The sequence below is a fragment of the Bradyrhizobium sp. CCBAU 051011 genome (genome assembly GCF_009930815.1).
Taxonomy (GTDB): Bacteria; Pseudomonadota; Alphaproteobacteria; order Rhizobiales; family Xanthobacteraceae; genus Bradyrhizobium.
The window spans coordinates 7,156,109-7,171,905 of sequence record NZ_CP022222.1 but is presented as its reverse complement, the minus strand read 5'-3'; the positions used below and the strand labels follow the sequence as shown (position 1 = coordinate 7,171,905).

Genomic DNA, 15,797 nt, shown 5'->3' with positions numbered 1-15,797 from the left:
GCCCCAAAAGTATCCGGAGCTACCATGCCGATTCAAGTTCTGATGCCTGCGCTGTCGCCCACGATGGAGAAGGGCAACCTCGCCAAATGGCTGAAAAAGGAAGGCGAGACCATCAAGTCGGGTGATGTCATCGCCGAGATCGAGACCGACAAGGCGACGATGGAGGTCGAGGCAACCGACGAGGGCACGCTCGGCAAGATTTTGATCCCGGAAGGCACCGCCGACGTCGCGGTGAATACGCCGATCGCGATGATCCTCGCTGACGGCGAGAACGCGGCCGAGCTCGCGAAGGCGCCGGCGCCCGCTGCCAAGGCCACGGAATCAGCGCCTCCCGCAGAAGCCAAGGCGGAAGCGCCGCAGCCCAAGGCCGCACAACATCCGACAGCGCCGACGACCGTCAGCGAGCCGGAGCCGGAAGTGCCCGCCGGAACCGAATTCATCACCCAGACCATCCGCGACGCGCTGCGCGATGCGATGGCCGAAGAGATGCGCCGCGACGGCGACGTCTTCATCATAGGCGAGGAAGTCGCTGAATATCAGGGTGCCTACAAGGTCACCCAGGGCCTCCTGCAGGAGTTTGGCGCACGGCGCGTGATCGACACACCGATCACCGAGCACGGCTTTGCCGGCGTCGGCGTCGGTGCGGCGATGACGGGGCTGAAGCCGATCGTGGAGTTCATGACCTTCAACTTCGCCATGCAGGCGATCGACCAGATCATCAACTCCGCGGCCAAGACGCTGTACATGTCGGGCGGCCAGATGGGCTGCTCGATCGTGTTCCGCGGGCCGAACGGCGCCGCCGCCCGCGTCGCCGCCCAGCACAGCCAGGACTATTCGGCCTGGTACTCGCAAATACCCGGTCTGAAGGTGATCGCGCCGTTCTCGGCCGCCGACTACAAGGGCCTGCTCAAGGCCGCGATCCGCGATCCCAACCCGGTCATCTTCCTCGAAAACGAAGTCCTGTACGGCCACACCGGCGAGGTGCCGAAGCTCGACGACTACGTCGTGCCGATCGGCAAGGCGCGCGTGGTGCGCAAGGGCAAGGACGTCACCATTGTCTCCTGGTCGATGGGCATGACCTATGCACTCAAGGCCGCGGAAGAACTCGCCAAGGAAGGCATCGAGGCCGAGGTGATCGACCTGCGCACGCTGCGTCCGATGGATACCGAAACGATCATCGCCTCCGTGCAGAAGACCGGCCGCGCGGTGACGGTGGAGGAGGGCTGGCAGCAGTCCGGCGTCGGCGCCGAAATCGCCGCCCGCATCATGGAGCACGCCTTCGATTATCTCGACGCGCCGGTCGCGCGGGTGTCCGGCAAGGACGTGCCGATGCCCTATGCGGCCAATCTCGAAAAGCTGGCATTGCCGTCCGTCGCCGAGGTGGTCGCGGCCGCCAAGGCCGTTTCGTATCGGTAGGTCCAGATGGCCGGCCCCAGCGAACAGCCGTTGCCGCCCGACGTCATCGGCCGGGACGATGCCGTCGAGGTCCTGCGGGCCTTCGTCGTCGATGGCGGGCTCTCGATCGCGTTCCAGCGTGCTTTCGAGGAGCCTGACATGTGGGGCCTGATGCTGGTCGATATCGCCCGCCATGCCGCCCGCGCCTATGCGCGCGAGAGCGGCTACACCGAGGACGAAGCGCTCGCGCGCATCGTCGATATGTTCGAAGCCGAAATCAACCGGCCGACCGACATGGGCTCCACCACGCCGCGGTCGCAACAAGGTCACTGACAATGCCGATCAACATTTTGATGCCCGCGCTGTCGCCCACGATGGAAAAGGGCAACCTTGCCAAGTGGCTCAAGAAAGAGGGCGACAAGGTCAAATCCGGCGACGTGATCGCGGAGATCGAGACCGACAAGGCGACCATGGAAGTCGAGGCGGTCGACGAGGGCACGATTGCAAAGATCCTGGTTCCAGAGGGCACGCAGGACGTGCCGGTCAATGACGTCATCGCGGTCATGGCCGGCGACGGCGAGGATGTGAAGGCAACTAGTGCCGGAGCAGCGTCCGCACCGAAGCCCGCTGAGGCACCGAAAGCCCCTGAGGCGCCCAAGCCCGCTGCCGCTACATCGGCACCGGCACCCGCGCCAAAACCTGCAGCAACTGGGCCGACACAGGCTGCCGCGCCGGCGGCTCAGGCTGCGGTAGCGCCTGCCAAGGGCAACGGCCACGCGCGCATCTTCTCATCGCCTTTGGCGCGCCGTCTCGCCAAGGACGCCGGGATCGATCTTTCGCGCATCACCGGCTCCGGCCCGCATGGCCGCGTCGTCGCGCGCGACGTCGAGGACGCGAAATCCGGCAAGGGCCTGAAGGCCCCGGCAGCCGCGCCCGCCGCGGGTCCTGGCCTCGCGCCGTCAATGTCGGACAAGCAGATTCTCGCGCTGTTCGAAGAGGGCTCCTACGAGATCGTGCCGCATGACGGCATGCGCCGCACCATCGCGCAGCGGCTCACCGCCTCGGTGCAGACCGTGCCGGTGTTTTATCTGACGATGGACTGCGACATCGGCAAGCTGCTGGTGGCGCGTGAGGAGATCAACGCTGCCGCACCGAAGGACAAGGAAAAGAAGCCGGCCTACAAGCTCTCGGTCAACGACTTCGTCATCAAGGCGATGGCGGTCGCGCTGCAGAAGATTCCGAACTGCAACGTGAGCTGGACCGAAGGCGGCATGCTCAAGCACAAGCATTCCGACATCGGCGTTGCCGTGGCGATGCCCGGCGGCCTGATCACGCCGATCATCCGCAAGGCGGAGACCAAGACACTGTCGACCATCTCGTCCGAGATGAAGGATTTTGCGGCGCGCGCGCGGGCGCGCAAGCTGAAGCCGGAAGAATATCAGGGCGGCACCACGGCGGTGTCGAACCTCGGCATGTACGGCATCAACCACTTCACCGCCGTGATCAACCCGCCGCATGCGACGATCCTCGCCGTCGGCACCAGCGAGGAGCGCCCCGTGGTGCGCGATGGCAAGATCGAGATCGCGCAGATGATGAGCGTGACGCTGTCCTGCGATCACCGCGCCATCGACGGCGCGCTCGGCGCCGAACTAATCGGCGCGTTCAAGCAATTGATCGAAAACCCAGTGATGATGATGGTGTGAGGCGAGGTAACCCGCACCGTCATTGCGAGCGCAGCGAAGCAGTCCATCTCACCGGCGACAAGATGGATTGCTTCGTCGCAAGGGCTCCTCGCAATGACGAAGAATAGTGATGGTCGCACGATAGCGAGCGAGTAGCCAATGGCCGATACATCCTTCGACGTCATCATCATCGGCTCCGGTCCCGGCGGCTATGTCACCGCGATCCGCGCGGCGCAGCTTGGTTTCAAGACCGCGATCATCGAAAAGTCCTATCTCGGCGGCATCTGCCTGAACTGGGGCTGCATCCCGACCAAGGCGCTGCTGCGCTCGGCGGAAATCTACCACTACATGCAGCACGCCAAGGATTACGGGCTTTCCGCCGAAAAAGTCTCGTTCGATCCGAAGGCGGTGGTGCAGCGCTCGCGTGGCGTCTCGAAGCGGCTCAACGACGGCGTCGGCTTCCTGATGAAGAAGAACAAGGTGACGGTGATCTGGGGCGACGCCTCGATCGACGCACCCGGCAAGGTCACGGTGAAGAAGTCCGCCGTCGAGGCGCCGAAGGGGGCGCTGGGCGAGGGCGCCTACCAGGCCAAGCACATCATCATTGCCACTGGCGCCCGACCGCGCGTGCTGCCGGGGCTCGAGCCCGACAAGAAGCTGGTCTGGACCTATTTCGAGGCGATGGTGCCGGATCGGATGCCGAAATCGCTGCTGGTGGTCGGCTCCGGCGCGATCGGCATCGAGTTCGCCTCGTTCTTCCACACCATGGGCGCCGACGTCACCGTGGTCGAGGTGCTGCCGCAGATTCTTCCCGTCGAGGATGCGGAAATCGCGGGGCTCGCGCGTAAGCGGTTCGAGAAGCAGGGCATCAAGATTCTCTCCGACACCAAGGTGACGAAGCTGGAGAAGAAGGCCGACAGCGTCGTCGCCACCATCGACGACGGCAAGAAGCCGCAGACGGTCGAGTTCGAGCGGGTGATCTCGGCGGTCGGCGTGGTCGGCAATGTCGAAGGCCTCGGGCTGGAGAAGGTCGGCGTCAAGACGGATCGTGGCGTTGTCGTGATCGACGGCTACGGCAAGACCAATGTCCCCGGCATCTACGCCATCGGCGACGTCGCCGGCCCGCCGATGCTGGCACACAAGGCCGAGCACGAGGGCGTGGTCTGCATCGAGGCGATCAAGGGCCTGCATCCGCATGCCATGGACAAGAACCTCATTCCCGGCTGCACCTACTGCCACCCGCAGATAGCCTCGGTCGGGCTGACGGAGGCGAAGGCGAAAGAAGGCGGCCGTGAAATCCGCGTCGGCCGTTTCCCCTTCGTCGGCAACGGCAAGGCGATCGCGCTCGGCGAGGATCAGGGCCTCGTCAAGGTGATCTTCGACAAGAAGACCGGGCAGTTGCTCGGTGCGCACATGATCGGCGCGGAAGTGACCGAATTGATCCAGGGCTATGTCGTCGCCATGAACCTGGAGACCACGGAAGAAGAGCTGATGCACACGGTTTTCCCGCATCCGACGCTGTCGGAGATGATGAAGGAAGCCGTGCTCGACGCCTACGGCCGCGTGCTGAATATGTGACTCTGCCGTCATTGCGAGCGAAGCAATCCAGCTATCCGCTTGCGGCGCTATGGATTGCTTCGCTTCGCTCCCAATGACGCGGATATAGATCGCTCAACTAGAAAGAAAACCAAGCGTGAAAGACAACGACAATCTCACCATCGAACGACCGACGTTCGTGACCCATCTCGAATGCGCAATGGAAGGCGATCGGTACGAAGCCGACCAGATCCACAATCTCTCCAAGGCCGGCAAGCCGCTCTTGGTGCGCTACGATCTCGCGGGCGTGAAGAAGGCGCTGACCAAGGAAGCTCTGGCACAACGCCCAGCCGACATGTGGCGCTATCGCGAGCTGCTGCCGGTGCGGAAGGTCTCCGACATCGTCAGCCTCGGCGAAGTCATGACGCCGCTCATTCGCCTGCCGAAGCTTGCGAAGAAGCTCGGCGGCGGCGAGATCATCGTCAAGGACGAGGGCCGTCTGCCGACCGGCTCGTTTAAGGCCCGCGGCCTGGTGATGGCGGTGTCGATGGGCAAGGCGCTCGGCATCAAGCACATGGCAATGCCGACCAACGGCAATGCCGGCGCTGCGCTGGCGGCCTACGCCACCTCCTGCGGCATCAAGACCACGATCTTCTGCCCCGCCGATACGCCAGAGGTGAACGTCAGCGAGATCGAGCTGCAGGGCGCCACCGTCTATCGCGTCAACGGCCTGATCGACGATTGCGGCAAGATCGTCGGCGAGGGCAAAGCCAAGGCAGGGTGGTTCGATACCTCGACGCTGAAGGAGCCGTACCGGATCGAAGGCAAGAAGACGATGGGCCTGGAGCTCGCCGAGCAGCTCGGCTGGGAGATGCCTGACGTGATCTTCTATCCGACCGGCGGCGGTACCGGCCTGATCGGCATGTGGAAGGCGTTCGCCGAACTCGAAGCCATCGGCTTCATCGGATCGAAGCGCCCACGGATGGTCGCGGTGCAGGCATCCGGCTGCGCGCCGATGGTGCGCGCTTTTGAAGCAGGCACCGAGCACGCGCCGCGCTGGGAGGATGCCCACACCATCGCGTCGGGCATTCGCGTGCCGCAGGCGGTCGGAGATTTTCTGATCCTGCGCGCGGTCCGCGAGAGCAAGGGTTTCGCCATTGCGGTCCCGGATGAGAAGATTTCTGCTGCGCTCAACGAAGTTGCGCGGGAGGAGGGGCTGCTGTTGTGTCCGGAAGGGGCGGCGACATATGCTGCCTATCAGCAAAGCCTCGCCGAGGGCCGCGTGACGAAAAACGATCGCGTCATGCTGTTCAATTGCGCGACGGGGCTTAAATATCCGCTGCCGCCGGTTACGCGCACGCTCGATCGCCACAAACCGATCGACTACGCGAGGCTCTGACTGTCACGCGGCGGAATGTGATGGGAGCACGAGATGCGAAAGATCATTCTGGCCGCGATTGCAGCGTTGGCGTTCAGCGGTGCGGCGGCGGCGCAAAGCTTTCCTTCCCGCCCCATCACCATCATCGTGCCGTTCTCCGCCGGCGGCCCGTCGGATGCGATGACGAGAATTCTCGCCGAGCGCATGAAGGTCTCGCTCGGCGAGCAGGTTCTGGTCGAGAATGTGACGGGGGCGGGCGGTTCGGTCGGCGTCGGCCGCGCGGTGCGCTCCCCGCCTGACGGCTACACGGTCAGCTTCGGGCATCTCGGCACCCACGTCGCCAATGGCGCGATCTACAAGCTCGGCTATGACCTCGTCACCGATCTTGAACCGGTTGCGCTGCTGCCGAGCAATCCGATGATCATCGTCAGCAAGAAGGCGGTTCCCGCAACGTCGCTGAAGGAATTTCTGGCGTGGCTGAAGGCGCAGCCGACGCCGGTGACCGCGGGCACGGCAGGCGCCGGCTCCGGCAGCCATATCGCCGGGCTCTATTTCGAGAACGTCTCCGGCATCAAGCTGCAATATGTGCCATACCGCGGCACCGGCCCCGCGATGAACGATCTCGTCGCCGGCCAGATCGACATGATCGTCGACCAGACCTCGAACTCGATCGGACAGGTGCGCGCCGGCAACATCCGCGCTTATGCCATCACCGACTCCAAGCGCGTCGAATCCGCCTCCGACATCCCGACCGTGGACGAAGCGGGGCTGCCGGGTTTCCACATGACGCTGTGGTCCGGCCTCTGGGTGCCCAGGGACACGCCGAAGGACGTCGTCGCCAAGCTGAATGCAGCGACGGTGGATGCGTTGGGCGATCCGGCGGTGCGCAAGCAGCTCGAAAATCTCGGACTGCAAATGCCGCCCAAGGACAAATTGACACCCGAAGCGCTCGGTGCCTGGCAGAAGGCCGAGATCGCGAAATGGTGGCCGATGATCAAGGCCGCCAATGTGAAGGTGGATTGATGTCACCTCCGTAAACCGGCGGCGGATGTGGCACGGCTCGAAGCGGAAGGCGCAACCCGCGGTTTATTCACCGTGACGCGGTGGATTGCGCGCTGCGCTAATCTGCCGTCCAGGTACGCTCACTGCGAGCCCGTCGGCGGTGCCGCATTCACCTCCTGCGTATTGACGCGCTGGTTGGGCTTCGACGCCACGACGGTGTCGTTGTCAAACCGCACGCGGTAGACCGCCAAATTTTCCATCACGCGCTGGACATAGTTTCGCGTCTCCGAAAACGGAATGCGCTCGACCCAGTCAACCGGATCAACCTTGGGGTCCCGCGGATCGCCATAGGCCTTGACCCAGTCCCGCACCCGGCCCCGGCCGGCATTGTAGCCGGCAAAGGTCATGATGTGATTGCCCTTGTATTCACTCAGTAGCGCGCTCAGTTCTGCGGCGCCCATCTGCGTGTTGTAGACGGGATCGGAAACCATGCGGTCCCAGTCGTAGCTGACCTTGAAGCGCTTCGCGGTATCGCGTCCCGCTTCCGGCGTCACCTGCATCAGGCCGACGGCATTTGCCGCAGACTTGTCGCGCTGGTCGAACGCGCTCTCCGTGCGCGCCACCGAATAAATCATGCTGAGCTCAATTTCGGGGGCGTGCTGACGGTGCGGCGGAATCCCGATGGTGGGAAAGGCGTAATGGTCGAGCGGCAGTCCGCGGCCGAGCGAGGGCTTTCCGATCTGCAGCATCGCGCGGGCGTCGTTGCGGCGGCCGGTGAGCTCGCCGAGCGCTTCGAGCAAGGTTACGTCGGAGCTTTGTTCGCCGAGATCGGCGGCAAAATAGAGCACGACATCGCGCTCGCCGATCTCGTAGAGCATCTCGGCGGCGCGCACGCGTTCGTCGGTGGCCGGCACATCGGCGGAGGCGAGCACGGGCGAGGGGGCCCGCAGTTCGATCCGGTCGCGGCCAAGCCTGGCGCGCGCGAGTTGCCCGTAATAGGCGGTCGGATAGCGCGCGGCCGCTTCGTAGTTTGAGCGCATCGCGTCTTTCTCGCCGAGGGCTTCGGCGGCGCGCCCGCGCCAGTAGTTCGCCCGCGCCAGCACGGTCGGATTGACCTGTCCCTCATCGATCCGGGCGAAATGCCGGGCCGCGGTGGCGGGGTCGTCGAGGTAGCGCAGGGCAATCCAGCCGCACATGAAGTGGAAGTCGGACCGGTAGTATTCATTGGCCGGCAGCGCGGCGGGGCGGATCACCTGGTAGGCGGTCTGGAACTTGCCGTCATCGAGCAGCTTGCGGGCGAGCATACGGCGCTCGCGCCACCATTGATCAGTGTCCTGCAGCGCCATGGTCTCGGGTGCCGCGGCCAGCATCAGGCCGGCTGCATCGTCAATGCGGTTTTGGGCGAGCATCCACTGAATGCGGCAAAGGGTGTACCCGAGATCCTGCCGGGCCTCGACTGCGACATCGTCGAGTGCATCCTTCGCCTTGTCCGCTTTTCCCCTGACCAGGGCACAAGCCTTCACGATCGCAAGCTCGTCGTCGCCAAGACGCCGCGCGGCGCGCTTGGCGCCGGCGAGATCCTTGACGCCGATGCGCTTGTTCATGCGCGCACGGTGGTCATCGCGATTGAGAAGGTCGCGGAACGTCTCGAGCGCGTCGGTCTCCAGGCGCTCCGACAATTCGTCCGATCGCCATGCGTCGCGCGCCAGCCTGGCCGCGCCGTCCCGATCGCCCTCTGCCAGCAGCACGCGCGCCAGCGCCAACTTGCCCTTGGCATAGGTCGGCCGATCGCCGGTGAAGCCGCGAACCGTCGCCGCATCGCTGCGCTGCTCCCATAGCCGCGCCTCTGCGCGCCGGCGCAGCAACGCCGCGCTCGGCCATTCCGGATTGGCGGCGATGAACGCCGCGTAACGGCTGAAAGTCGCTGTCGTCGCCGGGTGGCGCAGGATGAACCACTCGACGAGCTTTTGCGCCGCCGGATCCGCGATCCTGTTCCTGATCTCCGTTGCCTCTTCGGTCTTTGCCTTGCGAGCGAGATCGATGGCTTCCTTTACCAGCGCAAGATCGCCCGTCAGCGGAGCGACGGCCTCCTTGGGAGCAGGCGGAGCCTCCGGCCGCTTCGCCTTGTGTTGTGAGGAAGCGTGCTTGGCGTGCCGGCGTTTTCCGTGCGCAGCGCTGCGATGGGAGCGAGCCTGCTTGGCCACGTGCGACTTCTTGCTCGCTTCGTGCGCCTTCTGGGCGTGTGGCTTATGGCTGGCCCGCGCGGTCGCATCCGTCGAGAAGAGAGCGAGTCCAGCTAATGTGAAAAAACAGGACAACGAGCGTAAGCATCGGTTCATTCCATGGTCCCCCTGCGAAAGCCACGTCACAAACACTGTCGAAACCAAGAGATCGCGTGATGCGCTTGGCCCGAACTGTTCGAAAGATTACCACAACGCTTGAGCGCAATTGTCACGTCAATGCAACAAATGCGCGCAAAATAAGGCCGAATGGAACTCAAAGGTTCCCAAGCGTAGCGCCGCGCAGCTGCTTTCCGTTCGTCACTTCACGGGCTCAATGCCGCAAGCGATCGGCACCTCGCAGAAGGCCGAGGGCGCAAAATGGTGGCCGATGATCAAGGCCGCCAATGTGAAGGTGGATTGAGACGTAGTCGTTGCTTCGTAGCCCGCATGAGCGCAGCGAATGCGGGAAACGATGCCCCGCATATCGCTGTGCTCATGCGGGCTACACGCTCTCGACGCAGTCCAGCGCCCGGCGACGCTGAATCGACACCGGACGCTGGAGGACAAGGGCCGGGAGGCGGCCTTGTCCGTGATTGTGTCTTGTTGTTTTCGGCTTAGCCGTACATCGCCATGTTGGCCATCGCGGTGGCCTCGTTGTGGTGGCCGCCGTCGGTGCCGCCACCGGCGAGCACGCCGTCGTCCTCCAGGTCGAAGTGCGCGCCGCCGAGTTCGCCGACCTTCTCGTAAGCGCCGTACACCGTCTGGGTAACGGCGATATCGCTTTGCTTCACCAGATTGCCGTAGACGGTGATGGTGCCGAGCAGATCCTCGTCATGCGCGCCGGCATTGCCCTGCTGGCTGATGACGGTGATTACGCTGTAGTCGTTCTTGCCGTCGCCATTGCTGTCCTTGTGCTGGATCGACTTGACCTCGGCGGTGTGCGCCGAGATTTCGATCTTGTCGCCCTGGGCGCGATTGAAGTCGCGGATCACGTCGTTGCCGAAGCCGTCGACCCAGTGATCGTGAGTGGCGCCGTTCTCGCCGGTCACGCCAACCCAGTCGATGGTGCCGTCGGCATTGACGTGCTTTGCGACGATCTCGTCCTTGGCGTTCACCATGCCTTCGAAGCGGAAGGTATCGCCGCCGGCGCCGCCGGTCAGCGTATCGTTGACGGCCTTGAACGCAGCGGTTTCAGTCGCGAAGATCTGCGTCTTGCCATCCTGCGCCGCGACCATCTCGCCGGCATCCGACCGGCTGAGCAACACGTCGTTGCCGGTGCCGCCATCCATCCGGTCGGCGCCGAAGCCGCCGACGAGAAGGTCAGCGCCGGAGCCGCCTGACAGGTTGTCGTTGCCCGAGCCGCCCCACACCTTGTCGGCGCCGGAGCCGCCGTTGAGCGTGTCGCTACCGGCCATGCCGGCGAGGGTGTCTTCCTTGGCACCCCCGAACAACGTGTTGTTGCCCGTTGTCCCGTTCAGATGATCATGGTCGGAGCTGCCGCCGCCGAACCTGGCGAAAAAATCTTCGAAGCGGTCGTTGCCGAACAAGCTGTTCAGATTGAAGCGTGCCATTATTCAAACCTCTTACTCAGAGGCCTCACGTACTAAAAACGACCACGGACTTTGGGAAAGCCTCGCGTGATGCGCGCGGGAAGGACGTGAGGCAGGATCCTTCACCCGCATCGAAGGAAGAGCAGGAAAACGGGCCGGTGGCTGGACGTGCGCGCGGCGGATTTGCGTTTCGCAGGGGCAATATGGTGACGCGAAAGGCATCTCTGCGACCGCGCGCTTGCGCGCATCCGTCGATTGTGTCGGCGATCAAACCTCCGCGACAAATCGCGTACGACGTTGTTTCGTCTAGGCAATGATCGGATCAATCCGCTGCTGCCGCCTGTCGCGGCAAGCATCATGCGTGACGAAAAACTGACGGAAAAAGTATCGGCCGCACAAAATTGACGCGATCGCTTCGAACGCGATTGATGTCAGGCTCTGTAACTTTCGGAGCGCTGCAGCTGCGGCAGGCGATCAAGGAATCGGCTGCAGCGATGTCGATCGGGTTGCGCTTTGCGATTCCCCGGCGACGCACAGTCGTGTCGCCGAATCCAATTTGGTCGCATGAGCGGGCGAGGCGAGATGCAGCGGAGACTTCTGCCACGATCGCCCCCCAGGTTGCGACCCGTCCACTCGGGCGCTTGGTCTAGCGCTCGAAATCGGGTGATCCGGCGAAAGTGGCAACACGGTGGGCCTGATAAGCCCGAATAATGGTTGCCGCCGCGCCACGATTGTTGCGTGGCCGCAACAGTGAGGGAACATTTGGTTAACCACCCCGTCCGGCTCTTGCCTGCGCCGCTATTTAGCCACACCCCTCCATGAAACCATTTCTTTCAAAGCTGATTGGCCCGAAGGCGACGGGAAATTGCTCCCGAGACCGACAAGGAGATAGCTAGGAAACAGGTTCCACGGATGGACGCCAAGACCGACATCAAGAAGAGGTTGCCGAGCCGTCACGTGACGGAGGGGCCGGAGCGCGCTCCCCATCGGTCCTATCTCTACGCGATGGGGCTGACCACCCAGCAGATCCACCAGCCTTTCGTTGGCGTCGCGTCCTGCTGGAATGAGGCCGCACCCTGCAACATCTCGCTGATGCGCCAGGCCCAGGCGGTCAAGAAGGGCGTTGCGGCCGCCGGCGGCACCCCGCGCGAATTCTGCACCATCACCGTGACCGACGGCATCGCCATGGGCCATGACGGCATGCGCTCGTCGCTGCCGTCGAGGGAGTGCATCGCCGATTCGGTCGAGCTCACCGTCCGCGGCCACGCCTATGACGCCTTGGTCGGGCTGGCCGGTTGTGACAAGTCGCTGCCGGGCATGATGATGGCAATGGTCCGGCTCAACGTGCCCTCGATCTTCATCTATGGCGGCTCGATTCTGCCGGGCAATTTCCGTGGCCAGCAGGTCACGGTGCAGGACATGTTCGAGGCCGTCGGCAAGCACTCGGTCGGCGAAATGTCCGATGCCGATCTCGACGAAATCGAGCGGGTGGCCTGCCCCTCAGCCGGTGCGTGCGGCGCACAATTCACCGCCAACACCATGGCGACGGTGTCCGAGGCGATCGGCCTGGCGCTGCCGTATTCGGCAGGAGCGCCAGCGCCTTACGAGATTCGGGACGCGTTTTGCGCCGCCGCCGGCGAGAAGATTCTGGAGCTGATTGCAGCCAACATCCGGCCGCGCGATATCGTCACCCGCCGCTCGCTGGAGAACGCCGCGGCCGTCGTGGCTGCCTCCGGCGGCTCGACCAATGCTGCGCTGCACCTGCCGGCGATCGCGCATGAGTGCGGGATCAAGTTTGACTTATTTGATGTCGCCGAAATCTTCAAAAAGACTCCTTATGTCGCGGATTTGAAGCCAGGGGGCCGTTATGTTGCCAAAGACATGTTCGAGGTTGGCGGCATACCGCTTCTGATGAAGACGCTGCTCGACAATGGCCACCTGCACGGAGACTGCCTAACCGTCACGGGCCGGACGATCGCCGAAAACCTCAAGAGCGTGAAATGGAATCCGCACCAGGATGTAGTGCGGTCCGCCGACAACCCGATCACCGTCACGGGAGGCGTTGTCGGGCTGAAGGGTAATCTCGCGCCGGAGGGTGCGATCGTGAAGGTCGCGGGCATGTCGAAGTTGAAATTTGCCGGTCCTGCCCGCTGCTTTGATCGGGAAGAGGACGCCTTCGATTCCGTCCAGAAGCGAACCTACAAGGAAGGCGAGGTCATCGTGATCCGCTACGAGGGGCCGCGCGGCGGTCCCGGCATGCGGGAGATGCTCTCGACCACGGCGGCGCTGACCGGGCAGGGGATGGGCGGCAAGGTCGCTTTGATCACCGACGGCCGGTTCTCCGGCGCCACCCGCGGCTTCTGCATCGGCCATGTCGGACCGGAAGCAGCGGTGGGCGGTCCGATCGCCCTGTTGCAAAATGGTGACATTATCGAGATCGACGCCGAGGTCGGGACTCTTAACGTAAAATTGACCGACGCCGAACTCGCCGAACGTAAAACCAAATGGGCACCTCGACAGACTAACCATACGTCGGGTGCGCTGTGGAAATATGCCCAACAGGTTGGGCCGGCGGTGGACGGGGCTGTGACCCATCCTGGCGGTGCGCACGAGAAACAATGTTATGCGGATATCTAGGCGTATCATATTTGCGTTGATGCTAGGGGCCGCGCCGGTGGCGGCTCCCGGATTCGCATTTGACGGCGCGCCGGTGAAGCCGGACGCAGCGCTGCCCGTGATGAATCAGCCCGCCGCGCAGGCCGTCACTGCGCAGGCCCTGAAGAAGGCTCCGCCGGCGCCCGCGACGGCAACGGCGGTTGCTGCATCCTCGCTGACTTCGCTGCAATACGCCGCCGAGGGTGGCCATCCCGTCGCGCAGTGGAAGCTTGGCCGGATGTATGCCGATGGCAATGGCGTCATCCAGGACGACCTGCGCGCTTTCGAATATTTCAGCCGCATCGCCAACGCGCATGCCGAGGACAGCCCTTCGGCGCCGCAGGCGGTGATCGTCGCCAATGCCTTCGTCGCGCTGGGCCGCTACTACCTCAACGGCATCCCCAATTCCAAGATCAAGCCCGACACTGATCGCGCCCGGGAGATGTTCTCCTATGCCGCGTCCTATTTCGGCAACGCCGACGCGCAATACGATCTAGCGCGGCTCTATCTGAAGACCCCGGACGCCTCGCGGGACGACTTCCGCTATGGCGCGCGCTGGCTTGGTCTGGCCGCCCAGAAGGGCCAGCATCAGGCGCAAGCCATGCTCGGCCAGATGCTGTTCAACGGCGACCGGCTGCCGCGGCAGGCTGCCCGCGGCCTGATGTGGCTGACGCTGGCGCGCGACAACGCCGCGCCCGAAGAGACCTGGATTCGCGAAAGCTACAACCGCGCTTTCGCCAAGGCCTCCGACGACGACCGCGCCACGGCGCTACAGATGCTCGAGCACTGGGTGCAGGGCAAGCGGGACTGACGGGCGATTGTTGGGTGGGCAAAGGCGCTTTTGCGCCGTGCCCACCATCTCTCCGACATCGCTGGCGTGAATGGGGGCACGCCGCGCTTTGCTCACCCTGCGATTCTAACATCAGGCGCGCATTCGTGCGATCCGTTGGCTTTGCCCGCCCTACGGCTCCGCGCCGATATCCTTCGACATCGGATAGCCGCCAGCCGTGCCGAACTTTCTGGTCGGTGCGCCGTCATCGATATACCCCGCCGACTGATAGAAGCGATGCGCGGTCTCGGTGCTGGTCAAGGTGCAACGGCGATTGCCTCGCTCGGCGGCTCTGGCTTCGAGCGCCCTCAGCAACGCACGGCTGACGCCGCGAAACCGCGCATCGGGTGCGACATAGTTCAGCCTGATCTCGCCGGCGTCGGTTACGGCCCCGACAGCCAGGACGGCATCGCCCTCGACCGCAACGAGAAGCGAGTTTCCCTCCTGCCTTGTCCATCCCGCCACGATTTCCGGGGTCTTGTTGGCCAGCCATGCGTTCAAGATCACCGGATCGTTGCCGTGGTCGGCAATGCATAATTGCGAGATCGATTCTCTGAGGACGTGGCAGGCGGCAGCGGCATCTTCGGGCACTGCGTCCCTAATCGCAACCTTCGCGCCTGATGCGCTCACGCCGTCTCCAGATCGAAATCCGCCCATACCGGGACGTGGTCGGACGGCTTCTCCCAGGCGCGCACATAGCTGTCGATCCCGACATTGGTCAGCAGGTCGCTCGCCTGCGGCGACAGCAGGAGGTGATCGATTCGCAGGCCCCAGTTCTTCTGCCAGGCGCCCGCCTGATAGTCCCAGAAGGTGTAGAGGCCTGGCTCGTCGGTCACCGCGCGCAGCGCATCGGTGAGGCCAAGGCCGAGGAGGGACTGGAAGGCCTCGCGGGTTTGCGGACGGAACAGCGCGTCGTTGCCCCAGGCGGCGGGGTTATAGACGTCGGCTGCCGCTGGAATGACGTTAAAGTCGCCTGCGAGCACCAGCGGCTCTTCCGCCTTAAGCCGCTCCTTCGAATACTCAAGAAGTCGCGACATCCATTTGAGTTTGTAGGGGTATTTTTCGGTGTCCGGCGGGTTTCCGTTGGGCAGATAGAGGCAGGCGATCCGCATGACCCCGGTCTTGAGCGTCACCACGCCTTCGAGAAATCTGGCGTGGGCGTCCTCGTCGTCGCCGGCCAGGCCGGATTTGGTCTCGTCGAACGGCAGTTTCGACAGTAGCGCGACACCGTTGAAGGTCTTTTGGCCGTGGGTGACGACGTTGTAGCCGAGCGCCTCGATCTCCAGCCGCGGGAACGCATCGTCCACGCATTTGATTTCCTGCAGGCAGACGATGTCGGGCGAGCATTCCCTGAGCCAGGTCAGGAGGTGCTCGAGCCGCTGGCGGATCGAATTAACGTTCCAGGTTGCAACGCGCATAAAATGGCTCGGGATTGTAACTACACATTGTTCCGGCAGTGGCATACCATGTGCAGCGAGGCTGTGATAACCGTTTAGAAATAAGGCGCGAAGATCGCCGTCAAGGGGCTAGGAGAAGACCTGCCCGTCC

General features: G+C 63.7%; 12 protein-coding genes. 8 read left to right on the top strand and 4 right to left on the bottom strand.

Annotated elements, in window-relative coordinates; genetic code table 11:
- Window positions 1–24: 24 nt before the first annotated feature.
- The 6 genes from ACH79_RS33800 (at window position 25) to ACH79_RS33775 (ending at window position 7,014) form a co-directional block, all read left to right on the top strand.
- Entirely contained in the window at window positions 25–1,416 is a 1,392-nt protein-coding gene (locus tag ACH79_RS33800; RefSeq protein ID WP_161854822.1) for a pyruvate dehydrogenase complex E1 component subunit beta, read from the top strand.
- A 6-nt stretch (window positions 1,417–1,422) separates the two neighbouring features.
- A complete protein-coding gene (locus ACH79_RS33795; protein WP_161854821.1) occupies window positions 1,423–1,728 on the top strand; it encodes a DUF5076 domain-containing protein in 306 nt (101 codons plus the stop codon).
- 2 nt (window positions 1,729–1,730) lie between these two features.
- Window positions 1,731–3,098, top strand: coding sequence for a pyruvate dehydrogenase complex dihydrolipoamide acetyltransferase (locus tag ACH79_RS33790; RefSeq protein ID WP_161854820.1), 1,368 nt, complete (start codon window positions 1,731–1,733; stop codon window positions 3,096–3,098).
- A 138-nt stretch (window positions 3,099–3,236) separates the two neighbouring features.
- On the top strand, window positions 3,237–4,655 hold the full coding sequence (gene lpdA, locus ACH79_RS33785) for a dihydrolipoyl dehydrogenase (RefSeq protein WP_161854819.1): 1,419 nt from the start codon (window positions 3,237–3,239) through the stop codon (window positions 4,653–4,655).
- Between the two features lie 115 nt (window positions 4,656–4,770).
- Window positions 4,771–6,012, top strand: a complete 1,242-nt coding sequence (locus tag ACH79_RS33780; RefSeq protein ID WP_161854818.1) for a threonine synthase — start codon at window positions 4,771–4,773, stop codon at window positions 6,010–6,012.
- Between the two features lie 33 nt (window positions 6,013–6,045).
- A complete protein-coding gene (locus ACH79_RS33775) occupies window positions 6,046–7,014 on the top strand; it encodes a tripartite tricarboxylate transporter substrate binding protein BugD (RefSeq protein WP_161854817.1) in 969 nt (322 codons plus the stop codon).
- 119 nt (window positions 7,015–7,133) lie between these two features.
- Here the strand turns inward: ACH79_RS33775 and ACH79_RS33770 are convergent, their stop codons facing one another.
- On the bottom strand, window positions 7,134–9,332 hold the full coding sequence (locus ACH79_RS33770; protein WP_161854816.1) for a transglycosylase SLT domain-containing protein: 2,199 nt from the start codon (window positions 9,330–9,332) through the stop codon (window positions 7,134–7,136).
- Between the two features lie 497 nt (window positions 9,333–9,829).
- Complete coding sequence (locus tag ACH79_RS33765) at window positions 9,830–10,786, bottom strand: calcium-binding protein (RefSeq protein ID WP_161854815.1); 957 nt, start codon at window positions 10,784–10,786, stop codon at window positions 9,830–9,832.
- A gap of 891 nt (window positions 10,787–11,677) precedes the next feature.
- On the opposite strand from ACH79_RS33765, the gene ilvD reads away from it, so the two are divergent.
- Window positions 11,678–13,402 (top strand): dihydroxy-acid dehydratase, encoded by a 1,725-nt coding sequence (ilvD, locus tag ACH79_RS33760; RefSeq protein ID WP_161854814.1) that lies wholly within the window; start codon window positions 11,678–11,680, stop codon window positions 13,400–13,402.
- Window positions 13,389–14,231, top strand: a complete 843-nt coding sequence (locus tag ACH79_RS33755; RefSeq protein ID WP_161854813.1) for a tetratricopeptide repeat protein — start codon at window positions 13,389–13,391, stop codon at window positions 14,229–14,231. The genes ilvD and ACH79_RS33755 overlap by 14 nt, the downstream gene beginning before the upstream one ends.
- A gap of 150 nt (window positions 14,232–14,381) precedes the next feature.
- On the opposite strand, the gene ACH79_RS33750 is transcribed toward ACH79_RS33755, so the two are convergent.
- Both ACH79_RS33750 and xth read right to left on the bottom strand, forming a co-directional pair.
- Window positions 14,382–14,879, bottom strand: coding sequence for a GNAT family N-acetyltransferase (locus ACH79_RS33750; RefSeq protein WP_246738236.1), 498 nt, complete (start codon window positions 14,877–14,879; stop codon window positions 14,382–14,384).
- Window positions 14,876–15,667: an exodeoxyribonuclease III gene (xth, locus tag ACH79_RS33745; RefSeq protein ID WP_161854811.1), complete on the bottom strand. Its 792-nt coding sequence runs from the start codon at window positions 15,665–15,667 to the stop codon at window positions 14,876–14,878. Before xth ends, ACH79_RS33750 begins: the two co-directional genes overlap by 4 nt.
- Window positions 15,668–15,797 lie beyond the last annotated feature (130 nt).

What these genes read in the sequence shown, in the direction of transcription:
- ACH79_RS33800 (WP_161854822.1), top strand. Translation starts at nt 25, where the DNA reads ATGCCGATTCAAGTTCTGATGCCTGCGCTGTCGCCCACGATGGAGAAG.
- ACH79_RS33795 (WP_161854821.1), top strand. Translation starts at nt 1,423, where the DNA reads ATGGCCGGCCCCAGCGAACAGCCGTTGCCGCCCGACGTCATCGGCCGG.
- ACH79_RS33790 (WP_161854820.1), top strand. Translation starts at nt 1,731, where the DNA reads ATGCCGATCAACATTTTGATGCCCGCGCTGTCGCCCACGATGGAAAAG.
- lpdA (WP_161854819.1), top strand. Translation starts at nt 3,237, where the DNA reads ATGGCCGATACATCCTTCGACGTCATCATCATCGGCTCCGGTCCCGGC.
- ACH79_RS33775 (WP_161854817.1), top strand. Translation starts at nt 6,046, where the DNA reads ATGCGAAAGATCATTCTGGCCGCGATTGCAGCGTTGGCGTTCAGCGGT.
- ACH79_RS33770 (WP_161854816.1), bottom strand. Translation starts at nt 9,332, where the DNA reads ATGAACCGATGCTTACGCTCGTTGTCCTGTTTTTTCACATTAGCTGGA.
- ACH79_RS33765 (WP_161854815.1), bottom strand. Translation starts at nt 10,786, where the DNA reads ATGGCACGCTTCAATCTGAACAGCTTGTTCGGCAACGACCGCTTCGAA.
- ilvD (WP_161854814.1), top strand. Translation starts at nt 11,678, where the DNA reads ATGGACGCCAAGACCGACATCAAGAAGAGGTTGCCGAGCCGTCACGTG.
- ACH79_RS33755 (WP_161854813.1), top strand. Translation starts at nt 13,389, where the DNA reads ATGCGGATATCTAGGCGTATCATATTTGCGTTGATGCTAGGGGCCGCG.
- xth (WP_161854811.1), bottom strand. Translation starts at nt 15,667, where the DNA reads ATGCGCGTTGCAACCTGGAACGTTAATTCGATCCGCCAGCGGCTCGAG.